At 61.5% G+C, this 14,796-nt stretch carries 18 protein-coding genes; 9 read left to right on the top strand and 9 right to left on the bottom strand.

The window, feature by feature from the left end:
• Window positions 1-1,566, bottom strand: a complete 1,566-nt coding sequence (locus tag AC0V8S_RS37800) for an ABC transporter substrate-binding protein (RefSeq protein WP_475438826.1) — start codon at window positions 1,564-1,566, stop codon at window positions 1-3.
• Window positions 1,567-1,777: 211 nt separating this feature from the next.
• Between AC0V8S_RS37800 and AC0V8S_RS37795 the strand changes: the two genes are divergently transcribed.
• From AC0V8S_RS37795 to AC0V8S_RS37780, 4 genes are all read left to right on the top strand, one after another.
• On the top strand, window positions 1,778-2,689 hold the full coding sequence (locus tag AC0V8S_RS37795; protein ID WP_475438825.1) for a LysR family transcriptional regulator: 912 nt from the start codon (window positions 1,778-1,780) through the stop codon (window positions 2,687-2,689).
• A 125-nt stretch (window positions 2,690-2,814) separates the two neighbouring features.
• On the top strand, window positions 2,815-4,053 hold the full coding sequence (locus tag AC0V8S_RS37790; protein ID WP_475438824.1) for a pyridoxal phosphate-dependent aminotransferase: 1,239 nt from the start codon (window positions 2,815-2,817) through the stop codon (window positions 4,051-4,053).
• Window positions 4,028-4,900, top strand: a complete 873-nt coding sequence (locus tag AC0V8S_RS37785; protein ID WP_183465695.1) for an isocitrate lyase/phosphoenolpyruvate mutase family protein — start codon at window positions 4,028-4,030, stop codon at window positions 4,898-4,900. The genes AC0V8S_RS37790 and AC0V8S_RS37785 overlap by 26 nt, the downstream gene beginning before the upstream one ends.
• A 279-nt stretch (window positions 4,901-5,179) precedes the next feature.
• Entirely contained in the window at window positions 5,180-5,425 is a 246-nt protein-coding gene (locus AC0V8S_RS37780; protein WP_183455128.1) for a hypothetical protein, read from the top strand.
• A gap of 22 nt (window positions 5,426-5,447) precedes the next feature.
• On the opposite strand, the gene AC0V8S_RS37775 is transcribed toward AC0V8S_RS37780, so the two are convergent.
• The 8 genes from AC0V8S_RS37775 to AC0V8S_RS37740 are packed head-to-tail and all read right to left on the bottom strand — an operon-like array spanning window position 5,448 to window position 9,995.
• Window positions 5,448-6,134, bottom strand: a complete 687-nt coding sequence (locus AC0V8S_RS37775) for an acyltransferase (protein WP_183465696.1) — start codon at window positions 6,132-6,134, stop codon at window positions 5,448-5,450.
• Complete coding sequence (locus AC0V8S_RS37770) at window positions 6,131-6,616, bottom strand: hypothetical protein (RefSeq protein ID WP_475438823.1); 486 nt, start codon at window positions 6,614-6,616, stop codon at window positions 6,131-6,133. The genes AC0V8S_RS37775 and AC0V8S_RS37770 overlap by 4 nt, the downstream gene beginning before the upstream one ends.
• A gap of 48 nt (window positions 6,617-6,664) precedes the next feature.
• Window positions 6,665-7,324, bottom strand: a complete 660-nt coding sequence (locus AC0V8S_RS37765) for a hypothetical protein (RefSeq protein ID WP_475438822.1) — start codon at window positions 7,322-7,324, stop codon at window positions 6,665-6,667.
• Between the two features lie 27 nt (window positions 7,325-7,351).
• Window positions 7,352-7,906, bottom strand: a complete 555-nt coding sequence (locus tag AC0V8S_RS37760) for a hypothetical protein (protein ID WP_475438821.1) — start codon at window positions 7,904-7,906, stop codon at window positions 7,352-7,354.
• Window positions 7,906-8,460, bottom strand: a complete 555-nt coding sequence (locus AC0V8S_RS37755) for a thermonuclease family protein (RefSeq protein WP_475438820.1) — start codon at window positions 8,458-8,460, stop codon at window positions 7,906-7,908. Before AC0V8S_RS37755 ends, AC0V8S_RS37760 begins: the two co-directional genes overlap by 1 nt.
• A 28-nt stretch (window positions 8,461-8,488) precedes the next feature.
• Window positions 8,489-8,827 (bottom strand): single-stranded DNA-binding protein, encoded by a 339-nt coding sequence (locus AC0V8S_RS37750; protein ID WP_183465919.1) that lies wholly within the window; start codon window positions 8,825-8,827, stop codon window positions 8,489-8,491.
• Between the two features lie 32 nt (window positions 8,828-8,859).
• Entirely contained in the window at window positions 8,860-9,465 is a 606-nt protein-coding gene (locus AC0V8S_RS37745) for a thermonuclease family protein (protein WP_475438819.1), read from the bottom strand.
• Window positions 9,465-9,995 (bottom strand): hypothetical protein, encoded by a 531-nt coding sequence (locus tag AC0V8S_RS37740; RefSeq protein ID WP_475438818.1) that lies wholly within the window; start codon window positions 9,993-9,995, stop codon window positions 9,465-9,467. The genes AC0V8S_RS37745 and AC0V8S_RS37740 overlap by 1 nt, the downstream gene beginning before the upstream one ends.
• Before the next feature lie 107 nt (window positions 9,996-10,102).
• Between AC0V8S_RS37740 and AC0V8S_RS37735 the strand changes: the two genes are divergently transcribed.
• Genes AC0V8S_RS37735 through AC0V8S_RS37715 form a run of 5 tightly spaced genes read left to right on the top strand, consistent with a single transcriptional unit; the run spans window position 10,103 to window position 14,769 of the window.
• Window positions 10,103-10,825 (top strand): lytic transglycosylase domain-containing protein, encoded by a 723-nt coding sequence (locus AC0V8S_RS37735; RefSeq protein WP_475438817.1) that lies wholly within the window; start codon window positions 10,103-10,105, stop codon window positions 10,823-10,825.
• An 11-nt stretch (window positions 10,826-10,836) separates the two neighbouring features.
• Entirely contained in the window at window positions 10,837-11,148 is a 312-nt protein-coding gene (locus AC0V8S_RS37730) for a TrbC/VirB2 family type IV secretion system protein (protein WP_258598984.1), read from the top strand.
• Between the two features lie 10 nt (window positions 11,149-11,158).
• Complete coding sequence (locus tag AC0V8S_RS37725; protein ID WP_183455121.1) at window positions 11,159-11,455, top strand: VirB3 family type IV secretion system protein; 297 nt, start codon at window positions 11,159-11,161, stop codon at window positions 11,453-11,455.
• Window positions 11,456-11,464: 9 nt separating this feature from the next.
• A complete protein-coding gene (locus tag AC0V8S_RS37720) occupies window positions 11,465-13,876 on the top strand; it encodes a VirB4 family type IV secretion/conjugal transfer ATPase (RefSeq protein WP_475438816.1) in 2,412 nt (803 codons plus the stop codon).
• Window positions 13,873-14,769 (top strand): hypothetical protein, encoded by an 897-nt coding sequence (locus AC0V8S_RS37715; RefSeq protein WP_475438815.1) that lies wholly within the window; start codon window positions 13,873-13,875, stop codon window positions 14,767-14,769. The genes AC0V8S_RS37720 and AC0V8S_RS37715 overlap by 4 nt, the downstream gene beginning before the upstream one ends.
• The last annotated feature ends 27 nt before the right edge of the window (window positions 14,770-14,796 follow it).

Raw genomic sequence — 14,796 nt, 5'->3', positions numbered from 1 at the left:
TCAGTTCTGCGTATAGGCGGCGTTGAAAGGACCGAAGTTCAGGTCGAGTGTCTGACCCGGGACCCAGGCGATATCCTTGCGCTTGCCATAGAACTGACCGGAACCGTGGAGGATCACGCAAGGCGGATCCTCCCGGTCGACGATCTCGAGCATCCGGCGGATGATCGACCGGCGCGCCTGTGGATCGACGGTTTCCTTCAGCTTTTCGCCAAGTCCAAAATATTCTTCGTTGCTCCAGATACCCTCTTTGACGTTCGCCCCAGATGATCCGAAGACGCGCCAAGCGTGGCCGAGCGGGTCCGGGAAGGTAGCGGTGTTTGAATCGTCGTAGATTGCGTTGATCGGCTTGCTTTCGATCTGGGCCCAGTTCTCCATCATCTGGATTTCGACATTAATGCCGACCGCTCGCCACATTTCGACCATTATCTGCGCACTGGCAACCTGGTTGGGATAATAGTTGTTGAGCAATCGGTAGCTGATGGTTTCGCCCTTATACCCGCTTTCGGCGAGGAGCTTGCGCGCCAAGTCGGGATCGTAGGCCAAGGCTGGGAAGTCCTCGATATAGGCTTCGCCGAAGCTGGGGAGTTGGTAGCCGTTGGGAATGAGCAGCCTGTCCTGCCAGAGCGCCTGAACGATAGCCTTGCGATCGAGGGCGAGGCTGAGGGCGCGGCGGACGCCTACCTTGCCGAGGATCGGACCGGTCGTATCGATATTCAGTGCGCGGATATTCTGAACGGGGCCGCCGGAGACTTCGAGTTTGGGGTGCTTCTCGATTTCCGAGAACATGTCCGGAGAGAGATCCGTGATGAAGTCCACTTCGCCTGCGATGAGCGCGTTCATCCGTGAAGCCAGTTCCGGGATGATCCTAAAATGAATCCCTTCTAAAGGCGGCAGCCCACCCCAGTAGCCATCGTGCGCAGCCAGAACGACTTCGACATCAAGAGATTGGCTGACGATCCGATACGGGCCTGTTCCGACCGGCGCTGCCGTCCAGGCGTCCCAGGAACCCGCAGTTTCGAAAGCGCGTTTGCTGACGATTTCGGCGCCCCACGACGCCAGCCGCTTCTCAAGCAATGCATCGTCGCCCTTGGCATGAACGATAACGGTGTGGCTATCGACGATGTCGACCTTTTCGATCGTGTCCAGAGTCTCCATGGCGGTGGCCTTCCCTGCCATGTCGGGGCCAAGCAGGTGCTCCGGGCTAAAGCTGAAAGCGACATCGTCCGCGGTAAATGGGCCGCCGTCATGGAACGTTACACCCTTGCGCAGGAAAAGGCGAACTGACTTGGCGTTCACCCGTTCCCAACGTTCTGCCAGGGCTGGGCGCAACGCCATGTCGGGTGTCTGGTCGAAAGCGATCAGAGTGTCGAACATTTGCGGTGCTATGCGCCGTGTCGCGGTGTGAGCATACAAAACAGGCTCGACGGCGGGCGGGAAGCCGGACATGCCGATTCTAAGGGTGCGGCGAGCGGCGCCCTGGGCCTTCGCCGAAGGTACTCCAGTCATTGCCAGAAGACTGCTTGCCGCCCCGGCTACCAATAGATTACGTCGCGTTATCGAAAACATGTGCGTACTTGGCTCCTGTGTAGCTTCGCGAAGCAACGATGTTGCTTCGGGCTGTGGGATCTCTTTCTCTGTCCGTGGGCACTTCTCGGTGCCCGGCGAGAACGAGCGGGATTACTCACCCTCATATGCTACAAAAGCATGACAATCATCGAATAATGCGATAACAAACGCGCTCTTTTGGATGAATCACAGAAAGGCGACTAAACCGGCCATGGCAGATAGCAAAAATCTTTCGCTCAATGCTGTTCGGGCTTTCGTGCAGGTCGCACGCGACAACAGCGTCACCCGCGCCTCGAAAACGCTGGGCATCACCCAGAGCTCGGTGAGCCGCCATCTTGCGGTGCTTGAGGAATACTTCGGGGCAAAGCTGCTCGAACGGTTCGGCCGACAGAGCCAGTTGACGGACTTCGGGCGACTGTTCGCCGATGCCGTCGCCGAGCCGCTCGATACGATCCTTTTCACCGCAAAGCGGATGCGTCGCAGCGACAGGAAGGACGCCAATCGTCTCGTCGTGCGGACGTCGCTTTCCACCTTCGCCTATACGGTCCTCATCCCCAATCTACGCGAATTCTCGAAAGAAATGGGCGGCGTCACGGTCGACGTCATCAGCACCTTGTCTGCACCCGCTTCGACCGACAGCTTCGACGTACTGTTGACTCGAGATTTGATGTTGACCGAGCCGGCTGACCGCTGGGACGTCTATGACGAGCAACTCGTCTGTGTCGGGGCGCCGGATTGTGTCGCTGGCCGCGGCCTCAAGGCCTTGCGGAGCACCCCGATTATTACGGTGACGTCCCGGCCCGACATTCTGCCCACCTGGCTGCGCGGAATGAACCTGAAGACATCCGATATCACCTCAGGCGCCCGTTACGATCAGCACTATCTCGCACTGCCGGCGGTAACGACCGGGCAGAGCCTGCTGGTGACGCCGCATATCGTGGTTGCGGAGCTGATCAGGCAGGGCCTTCTGGAAGTGCTTGCCGGGTCACGCGCGCCAAGCGGCATGCAGTACCGTGCCTATGCAATCGATCGCAGCGACAAGCCGGATGTCGCCCGCGCCTTTTGCCGTTGGCTGACCCGACTTTGCCGGAAGATGACGGAGGAAGACGTCCCAGCCAAATAGGTCGCGCGCTTCTGATGCCATCTGTAAATGCGATCATTATCCTCGTTTTACGCGATGCCGTAATTGGCGAGTTGCAGTTACTTTGGCTAGTTCTGGGATAAACCCGGAATTTCGAGGAGAGTGGTATGTCACTCATCGCCAAAAGACTACAAGCCGTCCGTCCCTCTCAAACCAAGGCTATGACTGCCGCTGCCGCCGCTTTGCGCGAGAAGGGCATTGATGTCATTGCGCTCAGCCAGGGCGAACCGGATTTTGATACGCCCGACGTGGTGCAAAGAGCTGGAATAGCTGCCATTCGTGAGGGCAAGACACGCTACACGCCTGTCGCCGGCGTAAAGCCGCTACGTGAGGTAATCCGTCAGAAGCTGCTGCACGACAACAGCCTCGACTACGACATCGACGCGATCACCATCGGCTGCGGCGCCAAACAGGTGGTCTTCAATGCGCTCTTCGCCAGTCTCGATCCGGGCGATGAGGTCATCATCCCGACACCCTGCTGGGTGTCCTATCCGGACATGGTGCGGCTTGCCGGCGGCGAGTTGGTTCTCGTCGCCTGCCACGAACGTTTCGGCTTCAAGCTGAAGCCGCAAGATCTGGAGGCGGCGATGACGCCGCGCACCAAGTGGCTGATGCTGAATTCACCCAACAATCCGACCGGTGCGGTCTATTCCAAGGCCGAGCTTGCGGCGCTCGCCGTCGTTCTGCGCCGCCATCCTCAAGTTCATGTGCTCGCAGACGATATCTACGAAAAACTCGTTTATGGCGTGCGTTTCGCGACGATGGCCGAAGCCGCGCCAGACCTCATCGGCCGGACGCTGACCGTCAACGGCGTTTCCAAGTCCAGCGCCATGACCGGATGGCGCCTCGGCTACGGCGCCGGGCCGAAGGATCTGATCAAGGCGATGAATACGATCCAGGGGCAGACGTCGTCCCACACCAGCTCGATCTCGCAATATGCAGCGATCGAAGCGATCGGTGGCAACCAGGACTACATCGACGATTTCGTCTCCAGCTTCCGCAAGCGCCGCGATCTCGTCGTCGAGAAGATCAACGAGGCCCAAGGCCTCAAATGCCGGACCCCGGATGGCGCCTTCTATGTATTCGTCAATTGCGCCGGTGTGATCGGCAAGACAAGTCCTCAGGGCAAGGTGATCGAGACCGACATGGCTTTCGCCATGTATCTTCTGGAGCATTTCGGCGTCGCCGTTGTGCCGGGCAGCGGCTTCATGGCCTCGCCCTATATCCGCATTTCCTACGCCGCGTCGATCGAGGATCTCCAGCATGCCTGCGACCGCATTCTTGCAGCCTGCGAAGCCCTGTCAGAAAGTGAGAGTATCTATGAGCAAAGCAAAGCAACTGCGTGACCGCATGGCCGAACGCGGCCTTGTTCACATCATGGCCGCTCACAGTCCTCTGTCGGCCATCTTGGCCGAAGAGGCCGGCTTCGATGGCCTCTGGGCTTCCGGCTTCGAGCTTTCGGCGCTTTACGGTCTTGCCGATATGAGCCTGATCACCATGACCCAGCATCTCGACATGCTGCGGGCGATCGCCGGTCAGTCCTCGCTGCCGATCGTCGCCGATATCGATACGGGCTACGGCAATGCCGTGAACGTCATCCATGCCATCCGCGAATATGAAAAGGCGGGCACGGCTGCCGTCGTGATCGAGGACAAGACTTTCCCCAAAGTCACCAGCCTTGCCGCCACTGGGCGCCAAGAACTTCTGCGTATTGAGGAATTCCAGGGCAAGATCGAAGCTGCGGTCTCCACCCGCAGCGACCCAGATTTCCTCGTCATAGCCCGCACGGAAGCCCTGATTGCCGGGTTGGACGAGGCGGAGGCCCTGAAGCGCGGCATGGCCTATGTCGAGGCAGGTGCCGATATGATCCTGATCCATTCTAAGAAAAAGGACCCGGCAGAGATCGAAAGCTTTTCCCGCGCCTGGAAGGGCATCGTCCCGCTTGTGATCGTGCCCAACGCCTATCCGGAACTCGACGGGACTCGGATCCGCGCGCTCGCCAACATCCAAATGACGGTCTATGGCAACTACGGGATCCGCGCCGCAACCACCGCAATGCAGGATGCCTTCCGACGGATCATTGCCGATGGCGGGGTGCAGAACGTCCATAAGGACATCGTTTCGGTCGAGGAGATCTTCCGGCTACAGAAAATGGACAAGGTCAAGGGGGACGAAAAGTGCTTCCTGCGCTGAACAATATACAGAAATTGCCGAGATGTTTGTTTCAAGGCGCCTTTCCCAGGTTCGGCCTTCCGAAACTGATACCCTGACAGCCGCGCCGTTTCGCTACGGAAAGCCGGACGGGATGTCGTCGCTCTTAGCTTGGGCGAGCCTGATTTTGACACCCGGAGAATGTAGGAGAGGCGGCATCCGTGCGATCCATGAGGACTGCTTCGAGAGAACGACCTCGGCCAGGGTGCACCGCTGCCGGCGGCAGCGTAACCCAAGAATAGTGCAAGAGGAGAACTGGCTTTGATCCGAATTGCCGATACGAAAACCCTCGCCGGCGAACTTAGATCCCGTTACGATCCCCCGCGGGCGGTGACGATCATGGGCCGCCTTCTGTTAAAGGCCCTGTTTGCCGGACTTTCTGACGAAGTCGTCTTCTGGGCTCTGGTCCATGCCCACTATCGCGGCGGCGACCTCTGCGCACCGGTGGAAGAGCAGCTTGCAGCGTTCTCGGAATTCATCCTGCGCGATGAATCCGAGTCGAACTGACGAAAATTACCTCAACTCGTTGTCAGACATCGCTCGGCGCGACGACGATCGACGCGCTGGCGGGGGTCGGCGCATAGGCCGCGATACCCGTCGAGGTCGGGAAGTCGCCAGGACCGATCTGCGGTTGAGCGCACAGTTGTTGACCGGTAAAACAGGACACATCGTAACCCGAGCCTCGGACCAGATAGGAACAGACGCTGACGCCATTGCCGTCTTTGACATTGCGGGCATTACAGTCGCCGCCCGCCGCATAGTTGGCAAGCTTGCCCTTGGCGCCGCAGCCGAATTGGCAGGCCATCAGGATCGCCGATTGGTCAATCGTTGCGCATTGGCCGCCCGCACAAACCTGCTGGCCGACGAGGGAGACGAGGCCATTCTTCTGCGCCTGAGCCCAGGAATCCTGTTCGTATTTCGTCCACGCCGCTGTCTGCGCCGATGGATTGTCCAGAAAGCTCTGTGCGCTACCGCTGTAGTAGCGTTCGAACGTACCGGGGCAGAACTGGAAGGCGCCGAGGCAGCCGTATTGGTTGGTCGTTCCGAAATTGCCCTCGCTGCCGGAGACCCTGGCGGCGAACTTCGCGCAATTCGCTGGCATCCCCGCGTCGATGAGGCTCGCGGCCGATTGCCCGGCGAAGGCGGCCGCGGCCGACAGCGAGAGAATGAGGCCGGCGTCGAACAGGATTTGCCGGAGAGCGGTTCGCGTGCTCATGGCTTTTCTCCGCCTATCTCGAACCTCAAATCGCCGTTCAAAAGCTCCTTGCCGTCCGCACTCAGATGAAAGGGAGCCTTTGCGAAGGCCGCCTGCGCCTCCGATTTCGGTAAAGCCGCAAAACGCGGATCATCCGGCGGGATCACCTGATGCATCATGTCGTCGACCACGACGGTCTTCTTCCCATCGGCTGATGTCCGAACCAGCCGTGTCGGACAGGTCGCCGAGCCACAATCAGCGTTCCAGATTTGGGATATCAGCCAGTCGCCTTGTGCTGACTTCAACGTGTATTCATGGATGGTGACGGTCCCGGTCGGTGACGGCGACAAAGCGGGCCCGGCCCAAATGCCGTCAGGATCCTTGGCGATGTTTCGGTAGGAGATCTTGTAGGCGAACGTGGCACCGGCGGCCTTGGCCGGCGCGGTGGGCATGAGTGCGACCGCGCATGCCAGGGCAAGTTCGATGATGGGGGGGCGGGTCATACGACACTCCTGAAGGTAGGGTGAGAGAGAAATGAACCATGGCCAAGTTCACAGAGGCGGGAGCGCGAGCGTGAGCGAGCAGCCCTCGACAGCTTGATGGGCGACGATCGTGCCGGTCTTCAGCGTCTTGGTCTTGATGTCATAGGAGACGTAAGAGCCCGAACCGACGGGATTGCCGCCTACCACCTTCGGCTCGATCTCAAGGAAGCAGGCGCGCCCGCCATCCAGCGTGCGGACCAGCAGACCATCGTAGATCGCGATGCGCAGCGGGCAGAGCTTTACGGCCACGCCGGCGGCAGGCACGCCCTTGGGTGTGCAACCCGTCGCGGTATCGAGGACACTAAAGACCACGGACCGTTTGGTGCTCCAGATGACAAAATGCGCCTCGACCGCCGGCGCATTGGCGCCCGCAAATCGCGTATCGCCGCGAGCGACATAGGCGCGGTTGTTGGCTTCGATCGCATCCTTCCAGATATCAGCATAGGTTGCGGTATCGGCGGATGGCCGTTGCATGTCTGCATAGGAAACGTTGCGCCAGGCGGAGGGGTCGGACGTTCGCTCCTGGGCGCTACTTGATGATGTTGACGCAAGCGAGACCAGCGCAGCGGCGACGATCGTCACGGCAAAGCGGTCGAAGGTCCTCGGACGAGTTTCATATGTTGTCATTTTGACATCTAATATAATATATTCTCGGTTGCCTGCCATCATGCAGCATCCGGCTTGATCGCTTCGTTGCTATTCGTAGCGGCTTCGGCCGGGCACCCACCACCACCTGTCCTTGGGCGAGTGCTCTCCAGTTCGCCAGGGAACGGCGGTGACCGGCGGGTAGACCGGCTGCATGTTCCAGGCCGAGCGGTAATAGTAGAAGTTCACTGTCTCGCGACTGACACGTCGCCCCGATGGGTCGAGAAAATCCGTGGCACAGTGGACGACTGGACCGCGATAGCGTGTCACGCGCGCTGTCTGTGCGTCGAGAGCGCCAGGCTTGCAGCCGAAGAGCCATATCGAGGCGGGATAGGGGCGCGAGGCGCCTGGCGTCAGGACGACGAGCCGACGATAGGCGTCGTTGGCTTGCGGCTGTGTCGGATAGGCAAAGCGCTCCGTCAGAACCGGCGCGAAGGTCGAACGATCCGGGGCGTATTCGAGCCGCCCGGGCTGAATCCATTCAGGTCGATACAAAGGATCCGACGCCGGCAGCAGCGTCGCGTCGGTGACGGGCGTCGCGACGGGTTGGGCGCACCCCGCCAGGACGAGTGCTATCCAGAAAGGGAGGAAAGCCGACGGGGACATCACGGCGCGCCCCGTCGGCTGACTGCCGCTATGGCGTGGCGCTCGGGACTGGCGCGAAACTCCCATGGCATCTGGAATGTGCTCGACCACAATCCGCGGTAGGCTTTTCGCGCTTCCTGCTCTGCTGAAGCGTAGGCGCGGATTGCTGGATCGCGGTTCGTCGGCGGCGACGTGACGGCGACCCCGTCGCGCACCATGTCGGCGCCGATATCGGCGTGATCGGCAGCAGCGCAGCGGGCCAGATGCTCCCCGTTCTCCTCGCGCAGGATGTTGCAGGCAACCCATTTGTTCAAAGTAGCCCTTACCAGCCAAGCCGCTGCCATGGTTCCGCAGGGCCACGGCTGGCGGCCGAGCAGTGCGGTCTGATCAGGGGCACAGGTATCGATGCCAATGAGGCGATAGATCGCCCTCGTCTCGATATCGCGGAACCGCGTGCCGGCGAGCACCTCGACCCGCAACGGTGGCGATTGGAGAGCCTGGTTTGGGCGATACAGGCCCGGCGAACCGATCGAGGGCGACTGGGCGCTCGCCTGTGGGGACACCGCGATCGCCATAACGAGCAACGTCATGCGTGCGCCAACATCAAATCTCTGCGTCATCGCGATGGCCTAGATCGAGCTTGTGGAAGGCGTTGGCGATGATGTCCGTCGTGTAGACGGTCTCGCCATCCTTTTTGTAAGAGCCGTCGGCAATACGGCATTCGGCGTAGACCGCGTCGCCTTTGCCGACATTGGCCAGCGCCCACTCCGCGACCTTTTCGTTGAGCAGCGTCACCGTGACCCAATCGGTCTCTTCCTGGCGCTTGCCCTTGCTGTCGGTCCACGCCCGATCGGTTGCCACATTGATTTTCGCGGCTTTGCCGAAGGCCTTCGGCGCCTGGCCGACGCGGCCGCGCAGGATGAACAGGTTGGTCGTTCTCAAAGCAGGTCTCCTTGGTGGGATCGAGGTCGATGTTACCGCGGGGGCGGGCTGGTTGTTGCCGCAGGGGATTGCGATGTTGAGGACGAGGTCGGGGATCTGAGGGCGCGCAGAATAATCACGTTCGGATCCGGCAGATCGGCAAAGGCCCAGAGGCCAGCCTTGGCTCGCTCGGCAACAAGTTGCGCCACGAAGTAGGGCGCGTGCACCGGCTGTCCCTGCGGATTGAATGCCGCGAAGGCATAGCCGGTCGAGATCAGCGCGGTGCCGAGATCGATGCGTGATCCAACACCCGCGCCGGTCGCGCGCGTCGCGACACAGAAGACGAATATCGTCTTCATCTGCGGCGTCTCCGCCGCGTCGTAGCACTGCGGCCGCAGATCCCGGGTGAGAGCGATGAGCATGGCGAGCGAGGCTTCACCGCAATCGCGAATCAGACCGTGGGCATTGGTGAAACTCGTGCCACGTAGGCAGGATTGCACGCCGTACAGGCGAAAGGTGGTCTCGCCATCGGTCCAGCTGTCGCCAGTCTGGTAGACGGCGGTCGGCGGCACCGGAAACCAACCCTTTGCCGTCGGCTGAGCCATCGCCGGCGTAGCCATGGCTATACCCGTCAGAAGCGCCGCCGCCGCGCCGCGCATCAATACCCCCTCAACGAAAAATAGAAGCGCTGCACGCCGTTGCCGGTAGATATGTCGACGTAGTCGGGATCGCTGCGCGGCTGGCGGGGAATTGTCGGATAAGTCGCCTGGCAGGAGCTGTCACGTCCCCATGTGCAGAGGTTGCTCGGTTTCTTCGTGTCGGCGCAGAGGTTGCCGTTGGGCGAGGCAATCAAGCCGGCATTGCCATCTAATCCCGATCGCATCGCCGTCATGCCGGCCGGGCAGGGATAGTAGGGCTCGTGGCCAAGGCCACCGGCGTTGCCTTCCGGGCAAGTTGGCCAGGAGCCGCCATGGGCAAGACTGCGGAAGAGTTCATGCATGACAGGGACGCAGTAGGGAATTCCCGACCAACTCGGCGCACTGGCGGCGGCACACAGCAGGACCTTGCAGCCGAAAGAGGCGTCTTGGGCTCGTGCCTGAGGTGGGACGAGGCAAACGAGCCCCGCCGCGATGGTCGCAAAGTGAACCCCGATTCCCTGCATGAAGGCTCTCATAACAAGTTTGCTCAATTTTCGTTTCGCTGTTGCCAACATAACAATATCTATTATATTGTCCATAGTGAATCGATGCCGGAGGCGAAATGCGGCGCAGAAGCATGTGTGTTGGGGGTGCGCTATTGGCCAGCGCTGTTTCTGCCCTGGCGCAGACCGTTACCGTCACTTCACCCACGGTGCCGATGACCGTGATCGTGGACGCCGACGGTCGCGTCAAACCCATCGCACCGCTGGATCGTCCGGTCGAGGTCGTTGGGCAGTCTGCCACGGGTGCGCCGCAGTCCCCATGTCAAGACACGGTGGCGATGCCGATCGATGCGGCGAAGGCGCTTGTGCTGCGGGTCGCCAACGAGGAAGCCTTCTCTCCAGAATTTGTCCAATCGGTCGCCAAGGTCGAAAGCCGTGACGTTTCGACGGCGCTGTCGCAAAAGGGCGCCTACGGCCTGATGCAGTTGACGTCGGACACGGCGCGCCGGTTCAAGGTCGACCTTTGCGATCCTGAAGCCAATGTGCGCGGCGGCGTCCGCTTTCTGCGTGCGCTGCATGAGCGCTACCGGAATCCATTGTTCATTTTGGCCGCCTACAACGCAGGCGAGGACGCAGTTGAGAAAAGCCGTGGCGTACCGCCCTATCCGGAGACGGTGCGCTTCGTCGCCGACGTCATGAACGATTTCTATGCCTGGCCCGATCCGGCAGGCAGCACCCGCCCGCCCGCGCGCAAAAGCCCGGCAAGCACACCCGACATGATCGAACCAGCCAGAAATTTCGCGCCTCCGGTTGCGGCGGAGGCCGAGCAACCCGCCGCCTCCGAATGGAGCGACGGTTTCGTGATGCACGTCCAATGAAGGAGCTACTTATGCGACTACGACACACGCTGCGCCAGCGAGCTCTCCCAGCCGGCGCACTTCTCCTGGTCCTGGCCAATCAGGCGGTCGCCCAATCGGGCGGCACATTGCAGCCGGTTCAATCGACGCTGACGCAGCTCGTCTCCGCGCTGACCGGACCGATAGCCACTGCGCTGGCGACCCTGGCCGTGATTGCTTGCGGCTTCTTCGCCTGGTCGGGCCGCCTCACCTGGGGCATCGCCGGCAGCGTGATCTTCGGTATCGTGCTCGTCTTCGGCTCGGCCCAGATCGTCGACTTCTTCCAGTCCGCCGTCGGGCAGTGAGGAAAATCCAATGGACGAACGCCAGCTCGAGGAACCGCTGATCACGCCGCTCGTCAAGGCCTTGACGCGCGCGCCGACGCTTATGGGCGTGCCTTACATGTATTTCATGTTCAACGGCGTCGCCTCGTCCGTCTGCTTTCTCCTCTCGCACGATCTCATGATGCTGCTGGTTGCGATCCCGCTGCATCTCTTCGGCTATGTGATGACGCTGAGGGATGATCGGATCTTCGAAATCCTCTTCGTCAAGTCGACCAGATGTCCTCCACGTTCGCGCGCCTTCTGGGGCGCCGATAGCTATTCGGCATGAGGAGGCAGCATGGTCGCGCGGGCGCTGCTTGATGAATTGACCTTTGGCGCGGTATCGCGGCGCGAGCGCCCGGTCGCGTCGCACATCCCGTTTACCCGCCACGTGGACGATCACGTTCTCAAGACACGCGATGGCCTGGTCCTGACGGTGCTCAAGCTCGAAGGCTATTCCTTCGAGACCGCTGACATGTCGGAGATCAACGCTCGCCTTCTGGCCCGTAACGACATTGTCCGCACGCTCGCGAATTCCCGCTTCGCCCTGGTCGGCCACATCATCCGGCGCGAGGTCAAACCGCGGATCGCGTCCACCTTCGACAATGCGCTCTGCCGCGAGATCGACGAACGCTACGACGCGGCGTTGTCGCAGCGGCGGATGTTCGTCAACGACATTTATCTGACGATCGTCCGCAGGCCGCTCCAGGGCCAGGCCGGCACCTTCGACGCCTTGTTGACGAAACTCCTCGGCCGAACTGATGCGACCGGCCAAACTGTCGCCGCGCAGACGGCTTTGACCGAACTGCGCGACGCCGCGACCGCCGTGCGGGAGAACCTCGCCGCCTACGGCGCCCGTCAGCTTGGCGTGGTCTCGCGCGATGGCGTCTGGCATTCGGAACCATTGGAATTCCTCGTGCAAATCGTCAACGGCGGCCTGCCTCGCCCGATGCTGCTGCCGCGCATGGCGCTGAGCGACGCGCTGTCGATGAAACGGGTCTTCTTCGGCAAGAACGCCATCGAGATCCGCGGCGCCGGCGCGCACGACACGCGGTTTGGCGCCATGATCTCAATTCGTGAATATCCCGCGCAGACCGGGCCCGGATCCTTCGACAATCTCTTGCGCGTCCCGCACGAATTCATCGCCAGCCAAAGTTTTGCTATCATCGATCGCCCCGAGGCGGCCAAACAGGTGGACCGCGTCGCCCGCCAGGTCGACATGTCGGACGAGGCGGGTTCAATCGTCGCCGAGCACCTGGACGACGCCCGCGACGAGCTCCTGGCCTCCGAGGCGATCTATGGCGAACATCATATGACGGTGATGTGCCTTGGACGCAGCATGTCCGAGGTCGACGCGACTGTCACGGCCGTTGGCGCAGCGCTCACCGACCGCTCCGTGATCTGGACGCGCGAGGATCTCAACTGCGAACCCGCGTTCTGGTCGCAGCTGCCCGGCAACTTTGCCTACATCGCCCGCAAGGCGGTGATTTCCTCAAAGAATTTTGCCGGTTTTGTTTCTCTGCATAACTATCCGAGCGGCCGTCCCGACAACAATCACTGGGGCCCGGCGATCTCCGTGTTCGAGACGACGTCGCAGACCGCCTACTACTACAACCATCACGTCCGCGACCTCGGCAACTTCACGGTTGTCGGCCCTTCGGGCAGCGGCAAGACCGTGTTCCTGTCTTTCATCTCGGCGCAGTCACAGCGCGTCACGCCGCGTCCCAAACTTCTCTTTGTCGACAAGGATCGCGGAGCGGAGATCTTCATCCGTGCCATGGGTGGGCAATACGAGGTCCTGGTGCCTGGAGAACCGACCGGGTTCAATCCGCTCTCCATGCCCTACACAGCGCCGAACCGGGAGTTCCTGTTCCAGCTCTTCGGTTTCATGCTGCGGCCGGCGAATGGCGGCGACCTCACGGCCTCCGAGGAGCAAGTCATCCGCAACGCGATTGCGGCAGCACTCAGTGCCGGTCCGGACGGTCGGACATTGCAAGCATTCTCAACATTGCTCCGCGGCCGCATCCGAGCGGGCGAGGGAGATCTGCTGGCGCGCCTGGAAAGCTGGATGCGACCGGACCAGCGCGGCTGGCTCTTCAACAACGAGACGGATCAGTTCTCGCTCTCGAGCATTTTCGGTTTCGACATGACGCGGGTGCTCGACGACCCGGTCATACGCACCGCCGCGCTCCTGTACATCTTCCATCGCACGCAAGAGCTTCTTACCGGGGACCCGGTGATGATCTTTCTCGACGAGGGATGGCGCCTGCTCGACGACCCCGTCTTCGCCTTCTTCATCAAAGACAAGCTCAAGACGATCCGTAAGCAGAATGGTATCATTGGCTTTGGTACGCAGTCGGCCGCCGACATCGTGCGCTCGAGCTCGGCGAGCACCTTGATCGAACAGACCGCCACCAACGTGTTCTTTCCCAATCCAAAGGCCGATGATGAGAGCTACGCGCGCGCATTCCGCCTATCGGAGCGGGAGGTGGCCTGGATTCGCGGCACGGTTCCGGAAAGCCGATCCTTCCTGATCAAGCACGGACGCGACAGCGTCATCGCCAAGCTCAATCTCGCCGGCATGCCGGACCTGATCAAGGTTCTATCGGGACGCACGGAGACCGTGGCCGAGCTCGAGGCGCTGCGGGCGCGCGTCGGCGATGATCCAGCCGTCTGGCTGCCGATCTTCCTGGGAAGGACCACGCGATGAAAGCAGTTTTCGCCGCCTTCGCTCTTATAACCACCTGCAGTTTCACCGCGCCGGCTTGCGCGGATATTCCGACCATCGATGCCGCGCAGCTTACCGAACACTCGCAGACCGCGAGCGCGACGGTAAATCTCGTGCCGATCACGACGCAGCGCCAGGACGCCAACAGCGGCGTCAAATGCGCCATGACCACCGGCAAGAAGGCCAATGTCAGCGACCCAACCCTACAGCCGCAGATGGGCGCCGGTGCCAAGGCGATCCAGGGCTATGCGCCGGATATGCCAGCAACGCCCGACGCGACGGCGCGAGGCGCGGCCTTGAACAGCCAGTCGCTGTTCAAATCGAGCGGCGATGTGGTCGCCGGTCTTGATGCCAGCGGTCAGTCGCTCAGCGCCGCGCGAACCATGTTCCAGGCGGCAGGTCAACAGGTCGGCACGGCGCCAACAGTGATGGGCGCGTTTGACATGAACAGCGCCGCGCGCCTGCAAAACAACCTCGCCTGGAACAGCGCCATCGGCTCGGCCAATCTCTGGGTGACAGCGCTGAATGCGCCCAATCTCGCGCAAACCAGCGACATGAGCCGGGCAGCTATTGGCATGCGCTCGAGCCCAGGGACATCGATGCCGGTCAGCGGGCTCCTGTGCCCAGCCGGAATGGCCGGATCGGGTACCGCAGCCGACCCCTGCCGTCAGCCGGCATCCTGCTCGACCACACCGCCCGGGACCCCGCCCGACCCGGCCTGCGTCTCTGCACGCGCCACCGATAGCACCGGCAACGTTGCCTTCTTCCTGGCACGCAACCAGGACGCGGCCCAATCGGCCACTCCCGCCCCGAGCGCTCTCTCCGCCACCGACGTCAATGCCGCTCTCGCGGCCATGCAAGCAAACGCACGCTAGGACCCCGCCATGTCGATATCCCGCTCG

It is taken from the genome of Mesorhizobium oxytropidicola (genome assembly GCF_056174625.1).
This window is presented reverse-complemented; position numbering and strand designations above follow the sequence as displayed.

What these genes read in the sequence shown, in the direction of transcription:
- AC0V8S_RS37800 (WP_475438826.1), bottom strand. Translation starts at nt 1,566, where the DNA reads ATGTTTTCGATAACGCGACGTAATCTATTGGTAGCCGGGGCGGCAAGC.
- AC0V8S_RS37795 (WP_475438825.1), top strand. Translation starts at nt 1,778, where the DNA reads ATGGCAGATAGCAAAAATCTTTCGCTCAATGCTGTTCGGGCTTTCGTG.
- AC0V8S_RS37790 (WP_475438824.1), top strand. Translation starts at nt 2,815, where the DNA reads ATGTCACTCATCGCCAAAAGACTACAAGCCGTCCGTCCCTCTCAAACC.
- AC0V8S_RS37785 (WP_183465695.1), top strand. Translation starts at nt 4,028, where the DNA reads ATGAGCAAAGCAAAGCAACTGCGTGACCGCATGGCCGAACGCGGCCTT.
- AC0V8S_RS37775 (WP_183465696.1), bottom strand. Translation starts at nt 6,134, where the DNA reads ATGAGCACGCGAACCGCTCTCCGGCAAATCCTGTTCGACGCCGGCCTC.
- AC0V8S_RS37770 (WP_475438823.1), bottom strand. Translation starts at nt 6,616, where the DNA reads ATGACCCGCCCCCCCATCATCGAACTTGCCCTGGCATGCGCGGTCGCA.
- AC0V8S_RS37765 (WP_475438822.1), bottom strand. Translation starts at nt 7,324, where the DNA reads ATGATGGCAGGCAACCGAGAATATATTATATTAGATGTCAAAATGACA.
- AC0V8S_RS37760 (WP_475438821.1), bottom strand. Translation starts at nt 7,906, where the DNA reads ATGTCCCCGTCGGCTTTCCTCCCTTTCTGGATAGCACTCGTCCTGGCG.
- AC0V8S_RS37755 (WP_475438820.1), bottom strand. Translation starts at nt 8,460, where the DNA reads ATGGCGATCGCGGTGTCCCCACAGGCGAGCGCCCAGTCGCCCTCGATC.
- AC0V8S_RS37745 (WP_475438819.1), bottom strand. Translation starts at nt 9,465, where the DNA reads ATGCGCGGCGCGGCGGCGGCGCTTCTGACGGGTATAGCCATGGCTACG.
- AC0V8S_RS37730 (WP_258598984.1), top strand. Translation starts at nt 10,837, where the DNA reads ATGCGACTACGACACACGCTGCGCCAGCGAGCTCTCCCAGCCGGCGCA.
- AC0V8S_RS37725 (WP_183455121.1), top strand. Translation starts at nt 11,159, where the DNA reads ATGGACGAACGCCAGCTCGAGGAACCGCTGATCACGCCGCTCGTCAAG.
- AC0V8S_RS37720 (WP_475438816.1), top strand. Translation starts at nt 11,465, where the DNA reads ATGGTCGCGCGGGCGCTGCTTGATGAATTGACCTTTGGCGCGGTATCG.
- AC0V8S_RS37715 (WP_475438815.1), top strand. Translation starts at nt 13,873, where the DNA reads ATGAAAGCAGTTTTCGCCGCCTTCGCTCTTATAACCACCTGCAGTTTC.